The organism is Stenotrophomonas sp. YAU14D1_LEIMI4_1 (assembly GCF_003086815.1).
Classification (GTDB): domain Bacteria; phylum Pseudomonadota; class Gammaproteobacteria; order Xanthomonadales; family Xanthomonadaceae; genus Stenotrophomonas.
The window spans coordinates 17,113-32,368 of the sequence record NZ_CP025997.1 but is presented as its reverse complement, the minus strand read 5'-3'; the positions used below and the strand labels follow the sequence as shown (position 1 = coordinate 32,368).

12 protein-coding genes are annotated in these 15,256 nt (G+C 68.2%); 4 read left to right on the top strand and 8 right to left on the bottom strand.

Translation table 11 applies throughout. The annotated features are described in order from the left end of the window. Window positions 1–15: 15 nt before the first annotated feature. The 3 genes from ligD to C1932_RS00125 all read right to left on the bottom strand — a co-directional run bounded on the left by ligD (window position 16) and on the right by C1932_RS00125 (window position 3,913). Window positions 16–2,463: a DNA ligase D gene (gene ligD, locus C1932_RS00135; RefSeq protein WP_108760799.1), complete on the bottom strand. Its 2,448-nt coding sequence runs from the start codon at window positions 2,461–2,463 to the stop codon at window positions 16–18. 3 nt (window positions 2,464–2,466) lie between these two features. Then, complete coding sequence (locus tag C1932_RS00130; RefSeq protein ID WP_108763295.1) at window positions 2,467–3,402, bottom strand: Ku protein; 936 nt, start codon at window positions 3,400–3,402, stop codon at window positions 2,467–2,469. Window positions 3,403–3,514: 112 nt separating this feature from the next. Further along, window positions 3,515–3,913: a hypothetical protein gene (locus tag C1932_RS00125; protein WP_108751691.1), complete on the bottom strand. Its 399-nt coding sequence runs from the start codon at window positions 3,911–3,913 to the stop codon at window positions 3,515–3,517. Window positions 3,914–4,056: 143 nt separating this feature from the next. Here C1932_RS00125 and C1932_RS00120 point away from each other — a divergent pair, with 143 nt between their 5' ends. Then, the gene (locus tag C1932_RS00120) at window positions 4,057–4,380 is read left to right on the top strand and encodes a hypothetical protein (RefSeq protein ID WP_108747923.1); all 324 of its coding nucleotides are present in this window, start codon (window positions 4,057–4,059) and stop codon (window positions 4,378–4,380) included. A gap of 141 nt (window positions 4,381–4,521) precedes the next feature. Here the strand turns inward: C1932_RS00120 and C1932_RS00115 are convergent, their stop codons facing one another. From C1932_RS00115 to C1932_RS00100, 4 genes are all read right to left on the bottom strand, one after another. Further along, window positions 4,522–5,916: an ATP-binding protein gene (locus C1932_RS00115; protein WP_108760798.1), complete on the bottom strand. Its 1,395-nt coding sequence runs from the start codon at window positions 5,914–5,916 to the stop codon at window positions 4,522–4,524. Next, window positions 5,909–6,625 carry a response regulator transcription factor gene (locus tag C1932_RS00110; RefSeq protein ID WP_108760797.1) on the bottom strand — a complete coding sequence of 239 codons (717 nt, stop codon included), beginning with the start codon at window positions 6,623–6,625 and terminating at the stop codon, window positions 5,909–5,911. Before C1932_RS00110 ends, C1932_RS00115 begins: the two co-directional genes overlap by 8 nt. A gap of 58 nt (window positions 6,626–6,683) precedes the next feature. After that, complete coding sequence (locus C1932_RS00105; RefSeq protein WP_199911991.1) at window positions 6,684–9,002, bottom strand: TonB-dependent siderophore receptor; 2,319 nt, start codon at window positions 9,000–9,002, stop codon at window positions 6,684–6,686. 120 nt (window positions 9,003–9,122) lie between these two features. Next, window positions 9,123–11,237, bottom strand: coding sequence for a TonB-dependent receptor (locus C1932_RS00100; RefSeq protein ID WP_108760796.1), 2,115 nt, complete (start codon window positions 11,235–11,237; stop codon window positions 9,123–9,125). 168 nt (window positions 11,238–11,405) lie between these two features. Here C1932_RS00100 and C1932_RS00095 point away from each other — a divergent pair, with 168 nt between their 5' ends. From C1932_RS00095 to C1932_RS00085, 3 genes are all read left to right on the top strand, one after another. Beyond that, the gene (locus tag C1932_RS00095; RefSeq protein WP_108760795.1) at window positions 11,406–12,608 is read left to right on the top strand and encodes an amino acid aminotransferase; all 1,203 of its coding nucleotides are present in this window, start codon (window positions 11,406–11,408) and stop codon (window positions 12,606–12,608) included. Window positions 12,609–12,952: 344 nt separating this feature from the next. Beyond that, window positions 12,953–13,969 carry a class 1 fructose-bisphosphatase gene (locus C1932_RS00090; RefSeq protein WP_108760794.1) on the top strand — a complete coding sequence of 339 codons (1,017 nt, stop codon included), beginning with the start codon at window positions 12,953–12,955 and terminating at the stop codon, window positions 13,967–13,969. Window positions 13,970–14,077: 108 nt separating this feature from the next. Further along, on the top strand, window positions 14,078–14,785 hold the full coding sequence (locus tag C1932_RS00085) for a 2OG-Fe(II) oxygenase (protein ID WP_108760793.1): 708 nt from the start codon (window positions 14,078–14,080) through the stop codon (window positions 14,783–14,785). Between the two features lie 65 nt (window positions 14,786–14,850). On the opposite strand, the gene C1932_RS00080 is transcribed toward C1932_RS00085, so the two are convergent. Further along, complete coding sequence (locus C1932_RS00080) at window positions 14,851–15,213, bottom strand: hypothetical protein (RefSeq protein ID WP_159094469.1); 363 nt, start codon at window positions 15,211–15,213, stop codon at window positions 14,851–14,853. Window positions 15,214–15,256 lie beyond the last annotated feature (43 nt).

The following is a 15,256-nucleotide window of genomic DNA, read 5'->3' as shown; positions in this document are numbered from 1 at the left end:
GGGCGTGGCCCGGCGCTACCGATTACCGCGCGGCAATACCTGCTGCAACCGTTCGATGCCCTGCCAGGGGTCGACTTTCAGCCGCTTCGCCCGGGCCAAGGCCTTGGCCATCGGGAAGGCGTCGGCAGCACTCACCCGCGCCAGCTCGTCCCAGCGCAGCGGCACGGCGACGCCGGCGCTGTCGCGTGCCCGCAGCGACCACGAGCACACGCTGGTGGCACCGCGGGTGTTGCGCAGCCAGTCAATGAAGATCACGCCGCTGCGCTTGGCCTTGCTCATCGTGGCCACGTAGCGCTCAGGCTGTTCCAGCACCATCGCCAGCGCGAAGGCCTCGCAGAATGCCTTGGCCTGTTCCCAATCGGCTTTCGGCTGCAATGGCACCACCACGTGCACGCCCTTGCCACCGGACAACCGCACGAAGCTCTGCAGGCCGACCTGCAGCAGGCGGTCGCGCACATCGCGGGCACCCGTCTTTACCTGTGCCCAGGACACACCGTCACCGGGGTCCAGGTCGAACACCAGCCGATCCGGATGCTCGGGATCATCCACCGTCGCGCCCCATGGGTGCAGCTCCAGCGTGTTCATCTGCACCAGCTGCAACAGGCCGCGCGCATCGTCGATGTAAACGTAGTCCTCGCGCCCGCTCTTCTGCTGCAGCGGCACGGCATGCACCGCATCGCCCAGGCCCGGTCCGTGGTGCTTCTGGAAGAAGCAGGCCTTGCCGACGCCGTCCGGGCAACGCAGCAGTGACAGCGGGCGAGTGGCAATCTCCGGCAGGATCCAGCGCGCCATCTGCCGGTAGTAGTCGGCCACATCCCCCTTGCTGAGCTTCTGCCGCGGGTACACCACCCGTTCGGGATGGCTGATGGCCACGGCAGTGTCATCGCGCGCCGCGGCAGGCTGTGCCACGCCCAGGTCCTGCTTTCCCTTGTCACTGCGCAGGCGCTTGAAGCTGGCCTGGCGCAGCAGCCCTTCCTTGCCCCAGCCACGGAAGGCGACCTCGGCCACCACCTGCGGCTTCACCCAGCGCACGCTGGACGCTCGCAACGGGACATGGGCCGGCAGTTCCAGCACCGGCGTCTTCACCGCCAAGGGCGCCAGCACGCTGCCCAGCCTCTTCAGGCTTGCATCGTCGAAACCGGTGCCGACCCGCCCCACATAGCGCAGGCCACCGCCATCGGGCGTGGCCAGCAGCAGCGAACCGAAGCCGACCCGGCTGCCCTTGGGTGCGGTGTGTCCGACGATGACGAACTCGTCGCTGTCTTCATGTTTCACCTTCACCCAGCTGCGCGCGCGGGTGTTCACGTAGGGCGCGTCCACCTGCTTGCTGACGATGCCCTCGAAGCCGGCGTCGCCACTGGCGGCGAACACCGCCGGCCCGTGGTCGAGCACGTGCTCGCTGAAGGCCAGCGTGCCCGGTTCCGGCCCGATCAGCTGCTTCAGCAAGGCCTTGCGTTCGACCAGTGGCGCACGGCTGATGTCCACGCCGGCCACGCCGGGCAGGTCGAACACGATGTAGCGCAGCGGCTGCTTCGAACTGCCATCGATCACCCGCTGCAGGGCGGCGAAGTCGCTGCGTCCCTGTGCATCGAGCACCACCAGCTCGCCATCCAGGCGCGCATCGCGCACCGGCAGCGCGCGCACGGCTTGGGTGACTTCGGGGAAATCGGCGGTCCAGTCCAGGCCATTGCGCGAGCGCAGTTTCACCTCGCCCTCGTGCAGGTCGGCCAGCAGGCGATAGCCATCCCACTTGATCTCATGCAGCCAACGCTCGCCGTCGGGTGCGCTGTCGCGGTGATCGGTCAGCTGGGGCTTGAAGCCGCGCGGGTACGCATGATCACGTGCACCGGGCAGCTTCAGCGCGCGCGCGTGCCAACGTGCATCGGCCTTGCGGGGCGTGGTGCGCTTGCGAGCCACCGCGCGCGATGGCGTGGCTTCCTGCAGCAGATCATCGGCCTCCGCATCGCGTGCCTGCGCATCATCGCGCTTGATCAGCAGCCACTGCACCTGGCGGCCCTTCATGGCCGTGCGCACCAGCTTCCAGCCGCCAGCCAAGCGCTGCCCGTGCAGCACGAAGTCGATCTTGCCGTCGGCCAGGGCCTGCAGCGGGTCGCCTTCGCAGGCCCAACTACCGTGGTCGAATACCTGCACATGGCCCGCGCCATAGTGGCCTTCGGGAATGTCGCCCTCGAAACCGGCATAGGAAAGCGGATGATCTTCCACCTGCACCGCCAGGCGCTTCTCGCCCACGCGCAGCGACGGGCCCTTGGGCACCGCCCAGCTCTTCAGCACGCCATCCATCTCCAGACGGAAGTCGTAGTGGCGGGAGCTGGCGTGATGCAGCTGGATGACGAACTGCGGGCGCCGCTTCGGGTTGCCGGTCGCCGGGGCATCGTCGGGCTCGGGGGTCTGCCCGCTGCCCCCGCCCAGGCGGCGCTTGCGGCGGTACTGGTGCAGGGACACGGCTCAGCCTGCCTTGCGGCGCGGCGCGGCCTTCTTCGTTGCCTTGCCGGTCTTGGCAGCGGCTTTCGCGGTCGCCTTCTTCGCCTTGCTGGCTTTCTTCGCCGGTGCCTTGCGTGCGGCGGTCTTCTTCGCCGGCGTGCGCGTGTTCGCATCCAGGCTCTTCTGCAGCAGCGCCATGAAATCCACCACGTTGGTGGTGGCGTCCTCGCGCGGTTCCGGCTCTTCTTCCACGCGGGTGGTACCGCCCTTGGACTTGATGCGCTTGTTCAATACCTGCTGCAGGCGCTCGCGGAATTCATCGTGGTACTGCGAAGGGTCCCAGTCGGCGGCCATCGATTCGATCAGCTGGCCGGCCATCGCCGTTTCCTTGGCGGTGATGCGGTAGTCGGCCAGGCTGCCGGTGGGCAGCTTGTAATCTTCCGGATCGACCAGTTCCTGCGGGTAGCGCAGGATCATCAGCACCAGCGCATGGCCCTGCGGCATCACCGCGCACAGGTACTCGCGGGTGCGCACCACGACCCGCGCAATGCCGGCCTTGCCGGTGTCGCGCAGGGTTTCACGCAGCAGTACGTAGCCCTTCTCGGCTTTCTTGCCAGGCAGCAGCAGGTAGGGCTTCTCGTAGTAGCGTGGATCGATGGCGTTGGCATCGACGAAGGTTTCCACTTCCACGGTTTCGTGGCTTTCCGGTGCCGCCGAGCGGATATCGCCTTCTTCCAGCACGACATAGCTGCCCTTGTCGTACTCGTAGGCTTTGACGATGTCCTTCCACGGCACTTCTTCGCCGGTATCGGCGTTGACCCGCTCGAAGCGGATCGGCTTTCGATCCCGTGAATCCAGCATGCGGAACTGCAGGTCGACCTTGCGTTCTCCGGACATCAGCGACACCGGCACGTTCAGCAGGCCGAAGGAAAGGGTTCCGGTCCAGATTGGGCGGGCCATGGCGCACACCTGCATAGCGGCGGGGCGCACAGCTTCCGTCGGCCGCAGTGAAACAGCCGTGTCGAGGCCGTGCAGGGCGGGTGGTGCAGGCACGCGTGGGTTCGGTGCTGCATCACTGCAGCAATGGCCGCACCGCTGCCGTCGGAATGTGGTCCAGCGCGCGCCAGGCGTCTTCCACCACCGGGCGCGCCTGCGCCCAACCCATGCGCGACTGCCCGCGCATCTGTTCCCAGTGCTCGGCCAGTTCCTCGCAGGTGTCGGCGGCATCGCCGCGCGGCCAGTCGGCGGCATGGGTGGTCAACGCAAAGGCGTACACCGGGCACAGGTCACGCCAGTTGCGGTGGCCGTGGGCGCGGCGGGTCTCGTAGTCGTTCAGCATGTACTGCAGGTAGTCCTGCGCCACGGCCTGCGGATCTTCATGGCGACGGCTGCGGCGCTGCGCCGGGCGCGGCGCGGCCGGGTCCAGCAGGGCGTTGAACACGGACGGGGCGGGGCGTTCAAGACGGGGCATGGCCGGCTCCTGCAGGAAGGCGGGTGGGCAGGATTACCGGCGGTGCCGTTATCCAGCCGTGACAGATATGTTCATGACGCCGGGTTCGCGGTTCCTTTACCCGCGCGGCGCTGTAGTGGACACCCCGTCCGCGGAGCACGCCCATGTCCAGCCGAGATCCCCTGCGCCAGACCCACACCCCGGTTCCGGGCGAACAACGCGCCAAGCACGATCTGGCCGACGCCGAGGACCGCGGCGCCGGCATGCCTGCCGAGCACGTGGACGCCCTGCCCGTGGTCCACCACCCTGAACAGGCGGCGCAGGACCGCAAGGACTGTGGCGACCGCCACCGGGGCGGGCAGGAGAGTCCGCTCAAGCGCCGCGAGCGCAAGCAGCACGCCAGCGACAACCAGGACCAGGCACTGGAAGAGACCTTCCCGGCCAGCGACCCGACCTCGCCATTCGTACCGGCCAAGGCACCGGATTGACGGGTAGCGTCGAGCTTGCTCGACTGCCGTTGGTAGAGTCGAGCCTGCTCGACTGCTGTTGGTAGAGTCGAGCTTGCTCGACTGCTTCAAGACAGCCGAGCATGGCTCGGCTCTACAGAAGCCAGTCGAGCAAGCTCGACTCTACCCGGGCGCGTGCGGCAAGGTGATGCGCACGCACAGCCCGCGCCCCGCCTCGCCGTCTTCCAGCAGCAGTTCCCCGCCGTGTGCCTGCACCACGGCCACGGCAATGCTCAGGCCCAGCCCCGTACCGCCGTGCCGCGCGCTGCGCGAGGCTTCCAGGCGCTGGAACGGCTGCAGCATGCGTGCGCGCTGTTCGGCAGGAATGCCTGGCCCTTCATCGACAATGCGGATGTGGATGGCCCGAGCATCGCTCCAGGCCTTCACCCAGGCGCCGCCGCCATAGCGCCCGGCGTTGTCCAGCAGGTTGGCCAGCGCGCGCTTCAGGCTGCGCGGGAAGCCGCGGTAGGCCACGCCCACCTGTCCCTGCAGCTGTATCGCATGCCCGGCCTCGCGTGCATCGTCCACCACCGTGCGCAGCAGGGCGTCGATATCCAGCGGCGCGCGTTCGCCGCGCAGCTGGGTGGCGCTGCTGTAGTCCAGGATCGAATCCACCAGCTCCTGCATGTCGTCCAGATCGGCACGCCAGCGCGTGCGCGCGCTTTCATCGGCCAGCAGCTCGGTACGCAGGCGCAGGCGGGTCAACGGCGAACGCAGGTCGTGCGATACCGCGGCCAGCAGTTCCTCGCGCGCCTGTGCAGCCTGCTGCAGCTGCTGCTGCATCTGGTTGAAGGCCTGCGCGGCCTGGCGCACTTCGCGCGGCCCCTCCAGTGGCAGCGGCGGTGCGTGCAGGTTGTGGCCCAGCGCCTGCGCGGCGGCGCCCAGGCGGGTGAGCGGGCGGGTCAGCCAGCGCACCACCAGCAGGGCCAGCAGCACGATCAACAAGGTGCGCAGCCCATAGATGCGCAGCAGGTAGTCGCTCAGGGCGTGGCCCGGCTCCAGCTGCAGGCCGGCCTGGCCTTCGCGTACGTCGAACTGCAGCCAGCGGCCGGTGCTGCTGCGCACCCGCACCTGGAACTGCCCGGCCACGTGGCGGGCCGACAGCGCTTTGTCGTCCTCGCGTCCCTGCCCGTCGTACAGGCGCAGGTGCTGCAGGTGCAGTTCGCGCGGCGCGCCCAGTTCGCTGGCCAGTGCGGCCTGCAGCAGGTGTTCAACCGCCCGGTCGCGCGCGCGTAGCGGCACCGGGCCACCGTCGTCGACCGCGTGCACGGTCAGGTCGGCCGTGGACAGCAACGCGGGGTCGGCACCGGCCAGTGGCGATCCCGGCGCTTCCAGCAGGCGCAGGCTCTGCGCGACGTGGGCGGCGGCCAGCCGCGCGGGAATCTCGGCCACGCGCTCGTAGCGGGCGTCATGCCAGATCGTGCCGGTCAGCAGCTGGGCCAGCAGCATGCCGACCACCAGCACTAGCACCAGGCGGCCGTACAGGGTGCGCGGCCAGCCCTGGCGCGGCTCAGCCATCGGCGTGCACCGGCCCGGCCAGGCAGTAGCCGCGGTGGCGCACGGTACGGATCAGCAGCGGCGCGCGGCTGTCGTGTTCCAGCATCTGCCGCAGCCGGCTGATGCACATGTCGATGCTGCGATCACTGGGCAGGCGGTCGCGCCCGTAGACCTGTTCCACCAGGTAATCGCGTTCCAGCACTTCGTCGGGGTGGCGCAGGAACAGCTGCAGCGCGATGAAATCCGTATCGCCCAGCAGGTGGCGGCGGCCATCGTCGGCCTGCAGCTGGTGGGTGCGCGTGTCCAGGGTCCAGCCGGCAAAGCGCAGCCGCGTGGCCAGCGCCGCCGGTTGCGCCCGGCGCAGCACCGCCTGCAGCCGCAGCAGCAGCTCGCGCGGGTCGAACGGCTTGGCCACATAGTCATCGGCACCGTGTTCCAGCCCCAGGATGCGGTCGGCCGCGCGCCCGCGGGCGGTCAGCATGATCACCGGCAGCGCCGTGCGCGCACGCAACTGCTGGCACAGGGACAGGCCGTCCTCGCCCGGCAGCATCAGGTCCAGCACCACCGCGTCGAAGCGCTGGCGATCCAGGGCTGCCCACATGGCCATCCCTTCGGCGGCAGTATCGGTGTGCAGGCCGTGCCGGCCCAGGTATTCGGCCAGCAGCGCGCCGATTTCCGGATCGTCATCGACGATCAGGATGCGCGCGGTGGCAGCGGCGTTGTCAGTCATTGCTGCATCTTCCCAGAAGCGGCGGCGCCCCGCAGTGCAGGCGCCGCCGTCGGTGGGATCAGAAGCGCGCACGCACGCTGAAGGTGGTGCTGCGCGGCTCGCCGAAGATCAACCCGTCGTAGAAGCCGTACTGGGTGTAGTAGGTCTTGTCGGTCAGGTTGTTCACGTTCACCGCCAGCTGCACGGTATCGGTCAGGGCGTAGCGCGCCATCAGGTTCACCAGGGTATAGCCGCCCATCGGCAGGTTGCTGGCGTCGTAGCGGCCACCGCCCAGCGGGCGGCCGGGGTTGGTCGACATCACCGTGCCGCTCTGCATCGACAGGCCACCGCCAACGGTCAGCTTCGACAGCGCACCGGGCAGGGTCCAGGTGGTGTTCAAGCGCAGCAGGTGGCGCGGGTCCTGCTGGTAGGACAGGCCATCGACCTGCAGCCAGGTGTAGCCGGCATAGACATTCCAGCTCTGGGCCAGGCGGCCGCTGATTTCCAGGTCGGCACCCTTGGACTTCACCCCATCCACCGCGCGGTAGATGGTCAGGCCAGTGTCCGGATGCACCTCGCCGGTGCTTTCGGCCACATTGTTCTGCTCATTGCGGAACAGGGCCAGCGCTGCGTTCAGGGCGCCGTCGGCCCATTCGCCCTTGATGCCGGCCTCGTAGCTCTTGCCGGTCACCGGATCGAGCAGGGTGTCGTTGGCATCGCGCACGTTGCCCTGCGGGCTGAACACATCGGTGTAGCTCACATACGCCGAATAGTTCGCGGCGAAGTCCCAGACCAGGCCGGCATACGGGGTGACCACCTGCTGTTCGCCACTGGCCGCGCCACGGGTGCGCACGGAGGCCTGGGTGTAGGTCTGGGTATAGGTCTTGTAGTTGCTCAGCCGCGTGCCCAGCACCAGCGACAGCGGGTCGGCGAGGCTGAAACGACCGGCCAGGTAGCCGCCCAGGTTCTCGGTGATGGTCTTGCTGCGTGCGGGCGTGCGGAAGGTTTCAAAGCCGGCGTAGCTGCCATCCCAGCTGCGCCAGTCGGCGATCGGCAGGCCCACGGCGCGGTACTGGCAGCCGCTCCACGGCGCCACGCCGGCAATGGTGCAGTTGCCCAGCGCGGCGCTGAAGCTGTAGTCGGTGATCTCGCTGCGGTAGCCGTTGAAGCCCACCATCAGCTGGTGCTCGCGGCCGAACAGCTGCAGCGGGCCGCTGGCGCTGATGTCCAGGTTGTCGCGGCGGGTTTCCGATTCGCTGTGGATGGCGTTGAGGAAGGCGCCGCTGCCGTCCGGGTTCCAGAAGCCGGCGAAGCCCTGATTGCGCGCGGCGTTGTTGACCTTGGCCACGCCGTAGTTGGTGAAGCTTTCACCGCTGTCGTGGGCGAACGCCACGCGCAGCGTCCAGTCCGCGCCCAGCCCCTGTTCCACGCTGCCGAACACGGTGGTGTTGTCCCGCTTGGCCAGGCTCCAGTCGGCGGCAGGGTTGGTGCTGCGCGACAGCTGCGCACGGCTGCCGTCGGCCCACCAGATCGGCACGTTGCTGCCCCACGACGCGCCGCCGTTGCGGGTTTTTTCGTACTGCACGCCCAGGTTCAGCACGGTGGCGCTGCCCAGGTCGGCCTCGAAGCTGGCCAGTCCGGCCAGGCGCTGGATGTCTTCGCGCTGGCGGAAGGTGTCCGAATCTTCGGCACTGACCACGAAGCGGCTGCGCACGCGACCATCGGCGGTCAGCGGCACGTTCACGTCACCCATCAGGCGGCGCTTGTCATGGCTGCCGAGGGTGAGCGCGGCGGCGCCACCGAAGTCGGCGGTCGGCCGCTTGCGTTCCAGGTAGACCGTGGCCGAGGGATCGCCGGTGCCGCCCAGCAGGCCGTTGGCACCGCGCACCACCTGCACGTGGTCGTACAGATCCATGTTCAGCGCCGCGCCGCCGCCACTGAAGCTGCTGGCACCGTTCACCAGCATGCCGTCCACCTTGAAGTTGCCGATGTCGAAGCCGCGCGCGCGGAACGTGGTGCGGCCGGCGTTGTCCAGCGAATAGGTGGTGATGCCGGTGGTGCTGGTCAGCACGTCATCGATGGATTCGATCTGCAGATCGTCCATCTGCTGGCGGGTGACGCTGGTGACCGACTGCGGGGTCTGGCGCACGCTCAGGTCCAGGCCGATGGCGGCGCGGCTGACCGGCAGGGTGTAGCTGTCGGCCTGCGACTGGCGGCGCGCGGTCACTTCCAACCCGTCCAGGGTGGTGGGGTTGGCATCGGCCGGGGCCTCGGCATGGGCGGCCAGCGGCAGCGCCAGCGCGACGGCCAGGGCAAGGGCGCGGCGCAGGCCAGGCGCATGCGGGCACGGCAGAACAGCGCGCGGCAGGCCCGCGCGGGTGAGGGCATCGGCAGTCACAGGGGGAGTCCTTATCGGAGATTCAAATGGGATCGATTCCCATTTGCGTCATGATAGCGACGCCATCCTGTGTTCCTGCGTGTGGGAATGTAAGCGTGTGTAACGGGCTGCGCTGCGCGCTCAGCGCCACGACCACTGCAGGCCGACGCTGGCACGGCGGTCCGGTCCGGGTTCGAAGAAGCGACCGTTGCCATCGTTGACGATCACCGAGCCGATGTAGCGCTGGTCCAGCACGTTGTCCAGGCGGGCGAACGCGCGCAGATCGCCACTGGCCAGCGACCAGCGGTGGCCAGCTTCCAGGTTCAGCACGGCATAGCCGGGCGCGCGTTCGGTGGCCAGATCGTTCACCACCACGTCGCTGCTGGCGGTGCCTTCCAGCGCCCACTGCCAGGCACCGGGCGACCACTGCAGGCGCGCATAGGCCTGCTGGCGGGGCACGCCGGGCAGGCGGCTACCGGCACGCACTTCGGTATCGGGCACGCTGCAGCCGCTGCCGGCACAGGCCAGGTAGCCGGACCGCACCTGCGCCTGCAGCCAGGTCCAGGCCACCTGCAGTTCCAGCTGTTCGGCCAGCGGCTGCCGGTACTGCAGTTCCACGCCCTGGCGGCGGGTGCGGCCGATGTTGCGGTAGGTGCTGCGGCCGTTGGTGTTGCTGGCCACCGCCAGTTCGTCATCGGTGTCGGCGCGGAACACGCTCACGTCGAACTGGGTGCCGTTCTGCGCATGCCACTTGCTGCCCACTTCCAAGTTGCGGCTGCGCGCGGCGGCAAGGTCCAGCGCCAACCCGGCCTGGCCATCGGCGCGGTAGCCCAGTTCGTTGAAGGTGGGCGTTTCGAAACCACGGCCCACCGCCGCGTGCAGGCGCCACTGTGGCGTGGCTTCGAAGCTGACCCCGGCCACCGGGGTGGTGGCCTGGTAGCGGCGGCGGCCGCTGTCGTCGGGATTGCGGCCAACGATGTAATGGTCGTCCGATTCGAAGCGCACCGTGCTGTGGCGCAGCCCGGCCAGCAGCGACCAGCGCGGGCTCCACTGCCACCAGGCCTGGGCGAACTGGTCCACGTTCTGCACGGTGTCGCGCTGGTCGCGGCGCAGCGCACCGCGCACGCCCAGCGTGCTGCCGATGAAGTTCTCGTAACCGGTGCGGTGCTGGCGCTGGCGGTCGGCATTGGCGCCCACCACCACGTCCAGCGGGCGACCGGCCAGATCGCCGCGCCAGCCCCAGCGCGCATCCAGGCCGCCGTAGTTGCCGTCCAGATCGATCACCCCGCCGGCATGCAGCGGGTTGGCCTGCGGGCCCGGCGGAATGGCCAGGTACTGGGTCACCTCGCGCTGCCCGCCGTAGCCCATCAGCTGCCAGCGCTGGGCGCCGGTCTCGCGGGTCCAGCGCAGCCCGGCCTGCTGCTGGCTGACCGATTTGCGGGTGTTGTACTGGGTGGCCACCGCGGTGGCCTGCCGCGGATTGGCGGCCACCTGTGCGCGGGTCAGGCCCAGCGGGTCCTGCGCATCGGGCGCGTCCAGTGCGTTCAGCAGCAGCTCCAGGCGGCCACCGGCCAGCTCGCCGCCAATGCGCGCGTTCAACGATTCGCGCCGGGCCCGGCTGTGGTCGCGCCAGCCGTCGGTACGGAAGTGGTTGGCGGCGATGTTGTAGTCGATGCCGGCACTGGCGCCGCGCAGCTGCGCGCCCACGCTCAGGGTGTTGTCGGCCCCGGCATTGACCCGCAGCCGCCAGGGATCACCGGCCTGGCCCTGCGCGCTCCAGACCTGCAGCACGCCACCGGATGAATTGCCGTACAGCGCCGAGAACGGCCCCCGCAGCACCTCGATGCGCTCGGCACCCAGCAGGCTGGCATGCGACAGCTGGCCCTGCCCGTCGGGCATGGTGGCCGGCACGCCATCCACCACCACGCGCACGCCGCGCACGCCGAAGGTGGAACGGGCGCCGAAGCCGCGGATCGACAGCTGGGTGTCCTGGGCGAAGTTCTGCCGGTCACGTGCCAGCAGCCCTGGCACGCCGGCCAGCGCCTCGGAAAGCTGGGCACTGGCGCCGCTGCGGTCGTCATCCACCCAGACCGTGTCCTGGCTGGCCGGCAGCGCGAACGGGTCGATGCCCTGTACCCGTGCGGCCTGCACCTCCACCGTGGGCAGCGCGGTGGTGGTCTGGGCCTGCGCCACGGCGGCGGCCGGCAGCAGGGCGATCAGCAGGGGCAGGCGGCGACGCGCCACGGGCTCGTTCATTGTTCAGCTTCAACCACGGGGGGAAAACAACACGGCATGGTACGGGCTGCAGCGTGACGATGAGCGCCGCGCCGGTGGCACGCTTTGTTACGATGGGACGGTTGCGGCCGACGGCTGCAACCACGCGACCCGCGCTTCTTCTCCCCCTCATATCGAACGAGTACCGCCGTGTCCTTCTTTGCAAACGTGGAACTGGTCCCGGGCGACCCGATCCTGGGCCTGACCGAGGCGTACAACGCCGACAGCCGCCCGACCAAGGTCAACCTGGGTGTAGGCATCTACTACGACGAAAGCGGCCGCATTCCGCTGCTGCGTGCCGTCAAGCAGATCGAGCAGCAGCTCGCCACCGAAGCAAAACCGCGCGGCTACCTGCCGATCGACGGCCTGCCGGCGTACACCCAGGCCACCCGTGAACTGGTGTTCGGCAAGGACTCGCCGCTGTTGGACGCCGGCCTCGTGGCCACCACCCAGACCGTGGGCGGCAGCGGTGCGCTGCGTGTCGGCGCTGACCTGCTGAAGAAGCTGCTGCCGCACGCCACCATCGCCATCAGCAACCCCAGCTGGGAAAACCACCGCGCAGTGTTCGGCGCCGCCGGTTTCGAGGTGGTGGAATACACCTACTTCGACGCCGCCACCCATGGCGTGAACTTCGACGGCATGCTGGCCGATCTGCAGACGCTGCAGCCGGGCACCGTGGTGCTGCTGCACGCCTGCTGCCACAACCCCACCGGCGCCGACCTCACCGTCAGCCAGTGGAAGCAGGTGGCACAGCTGCTGAAGGACCGCCAGCTGTTCCCCTTCATCGACATGGCCTACCAGGGCTTCGACAAGGGCATCGAGCAGGACGGCGCGGCCGTGCGCATCATCGCCGAAGCCGGCATCGACAGCTTCATCGTCGCCAACTCGTACTCCAAGTCGTTCTCGCTGTACGGCGAACGCGTAGGCGCACTGTCGGTGGTCGCCCCGACCGCCAACGACGCCAAGGCCGTGCAGTCGCAGATCAAGCGCATCATCCGCACCATCTACTCCAGCCCGTCCACCCACGGTGCCGCGCTGGTGGCCGGTGTGCTCAACAGCCCGGAACTGCGCGCGCTGTGGGAACAGGAACTGACCGAGATGCGCGAGCGCATCCACGCCCTGCGTGGCGGTCTGGTGGAAAAGCTGGCCGCCGCCGGCGCGCCGCAGTTCGGTTTCATCAACCAGCAGGCCGGCATGTTCTCCTACTCCGGCCTCAGCCGCGTGCAGGTGGAGCGTCTGCGTGACGAGTTCGGCATCTACGCCGTCGGCACCGGCCGCATCTGCGTGGCCGCACTCAGCCAGAACAACCTGGAATACGTCGCCAAAGCCGTGGCCACCGTCGCCAAGGGCTGAAGCACCGCTGCACATGCTTGAAAACAAAGGCGCCGAAAGGCGCCTTTGTTCTTGCTCTGCCTTTGCTCCTGCTTTTGCCACACCCTCCGCGCTCGCGGCAATGCCTGGATCGCGCGGGCGGGGGAGGCGATGCAGGACCGCAGGCGCCATGGATGGCGCCTACGAGCTTACAGGGATGTACTTGCAGCGTGTCCTGCATCGTCTCCCCCGCCTGCGCGCCTCGAAAACAGGAAGGCGCCGCACAGCGCAACGCTCCTGTAATCGATTTCCCCTCAAACCAATCACGCACGCGCCGCGCGCAGCAGCGACAATAGCCGTTTCCCCGCTGCCAAGGCCCGCCCGCCATGTCCCGTACTTCGCTGACCCGGTACCTGATTCAAGAACAGCACGCCGGCCGCATAAACGCCGACCTGCGCCAGCTGATCGCCGTGGTCGCCCGCGCCTGCACCAGCATCTCCATCGCCGTCAGCAAGGGCGCCTTGGGCGGCGTACTGGGCGATGCCGGCACCGGCAACGTGCAGGGCGAAGCGCAGAAGAAGCTGGACGTGATCAGCAACGAGATCCTGCTGGAAGCCAATGCCTGGGGCGGCCACCTGGCCGCCTGCGCGTCGGAAGAAATGGATCACAGCCAGCCGGTACCGGACATCCATCCGCGTGGCGATTTCCTGCTGCTGTTCGATCCCCTCGACGGCAGCTCGAACATCGACGTCAACGTCTCGGTCGGCACCATCTTCTCGGTGCTGCGCTGCCCCACCAATGTCGAACTGCCGGGTGATGATGCCTTCCTGCAACCGGGCAGCAAGCAGATTGCCGCCGGCTACTGCATCTACGGGCCCAGCACCCAGCTGGTGCTGACCGTCGGCCATGGCACCCACGCCTTCACCCTGGACCGCGAAACCGGTGAGTTCGTGTTGACCACCGCCAACATGCAGATTCCCCCCGCCACCCAGGAATTTGCCATCAACATGTCCAACCAGCGCCACTGGGAAGCCCCCATGCAGGCGTACGTGGGCGATCTGCTGGCCGGCAAGGAAGGCGCGCGCGGCAAGAACTTCAACATGCGCTGGATCGCCAGCATGGTGGCCGACGTGCATCGCATCCTGACCCGCGGCGGCATCTTCATCTACCCGTGGGACAAGAAGGAACCGGGCAAGGCCGGCAAGCTGCGCCTGATGTACGAAGCCAATCCGATGGGCCTGCTGGTGGAACAGGCCGGCGGCGCCGCGTGGACCGGCCGCGAACGCATCGTCGACATCCAGCCCGAGCATCTGCACCAGCGCGTGCCGGTGTTCCTGGGTTCGCGCGAGGAAGTGGCCGAAGCGGTGCGCTATCACCAGGAGCACGACGCAAAGAGCGTCTGACGGCGGCCATCCCTACGGCGGTCATGGCACAACGATGACATGACCGCAGGGTGACAGCAGCGGCGGCAAACGGCACCATCAGGCCCTTGCCGCCGAAGGAATGTACGCATGCACGAGCCGGGTCCGGTCGATTTCATCGAAGTCATCCACAACGCCGTCCCCAGCGACGTCTGCGCCGCCATCGTCGCCCGCATGCGCGCCAGCCAGCACCTGAAACCGGGCGCAGTGGGCAGTGGCGTGTTCCCGGAACTCAAGCGCAGCAAGGATCTGCGCATCAGTGGCGCAGACGGCTGGAAGGATGTGGACAGCGCACTGCAGCAGGCGGTTTTCGCCGGACTGTTGACTTATCTACGCCGTTATCCACAGGCGTTGATCGCACCGCTGATGTTGCAGATCCAGGACAGCAACGGCCAGCCGCGCCGACTGTCGGCCGAGGATTTCCCCGACATGGCGCAGGAACAGCTGGCCGACCTGGCCCGCACGTGCCTGCGCCCGGGCGCCATCAACCTGCAGTGGTACGCGGCGGGCGAGGGCGGTTACCCGTACTGGCACTGCGAGCTGTACCCGAAGGACCCGCAGGCCGAAACCCTGCACCGGCACGTGCTGTGGACGCTGTACCTCAACGATGAGTTCGAGGAAGGCGAGACCGAATTCCTGTTCCAGGGCCGCAAGATCGCACCGCGCACCGGCAGCCTGCTGATCGCGCCGACAGCGTTCACCCATACCCATCGTGGCAATCGACCGCAGGGTGGCGACAAGTTCATCGCGACGAGTTGGATCCTGTTCCAGAGCGCGCAGAAGCTGTTTGGGGGCTGACGACTTCGTAGAGTCGAGCTTACTCGACTGCTCTTTGTCGCGCGCTCAGTCGAGCAAGCTCGACTCTACAGGGCCAGCGCTACGCCCACGGCGATGAGTACGATCACCAGAACGGGCACGACGTAGCGCAGCAGCACGCGGTTGAGGCGCTCGGCCGATCGTTCGTCGTCCTGCACGCGCTGCAGCAACGTCTGCCGGTCCAGGTAGCAGCGGTCGGTCGCTACGACCTCGACCAGGCCGTCATCGATCATGTCGTACAGCACCTCTTCCAGCTCCACGTCGAATGCGGCCAACGGAATCGAGGTCGCCGGCGAAAACGCCTGCCGGTGTTCAAAGTACTCCAGCACCTGGCGATGCTGCGCCTGCATCCAAGGATGGGTGTTGGCAGCGGAAGCGGCGATCGCTGCGGCAAGTGCGCCATCGTTCACGGGCATCTCCTGTCCGGCCCTTCATGGGCCTCGCCCCGATTCT

Excerpts from the sequence above, each read along its gene's own strand:
- C1932_RS00130 (WP_108763295.1), bottom strand. The coding sequence starts at position 3,402 with ATGGCCCGCCCAATCTGGACCGGAACCCTTTCCTTCGGCCTGCTGAAC.
- C1932_RS00125 (WP_108751691.1), bottom strand. The coding sequence starts at position 3,913 with ATGCCCCGTCTTGAACGCCCCGCCCCGTCCGTGTTCAACGCCCTGCTG.
- C1932_RS00120 (WP_108747923.1), top strand. The coding sequence starts at position 4,057 with ATGTCCAGCCGAGATCCCCTGCGCCAGACCCACACCCCGGTTCCGGGC.
- C1932_RS00115 (WP_108760798.1), bottom strand. The coding sequence starts at position 5,916 with ATGGCTGAGCCGCGCCAGGGCTGGCCGCGCACCCTGTACGGCCGCCTG.
- C1932_RS00110 (WP_108760797.1), bottom strand. The coding sequence starts at position 6,625 with ATGACTGACAACGCCGCTGCCACCGCGCGCATCCTGATCGTCGATGAC.
- C1932_RS00100 (WP_108760796.1), bottom strand. The coding sequence starts at position 11,237 with ATGAACGAGCCCGTGGCGCGTCGCCGCCTGCCCCTGCTGATCGCCCTG.
- C1932_RS00090 (WP_108760794.1), top strand. The coding sequence starts at position 12,953 with ATGTCCCGTACTTCGCTGACCCGGTACCTGATTCAAGAACAGCACGCC.
- C1932_RS00085 (WP_108760793.1), top strand. The coding sequence starts at position 14,078 with ATGCACGAGCCGGGTCCGGTCGATTTCATCGAAGTCATCCACAACGCC.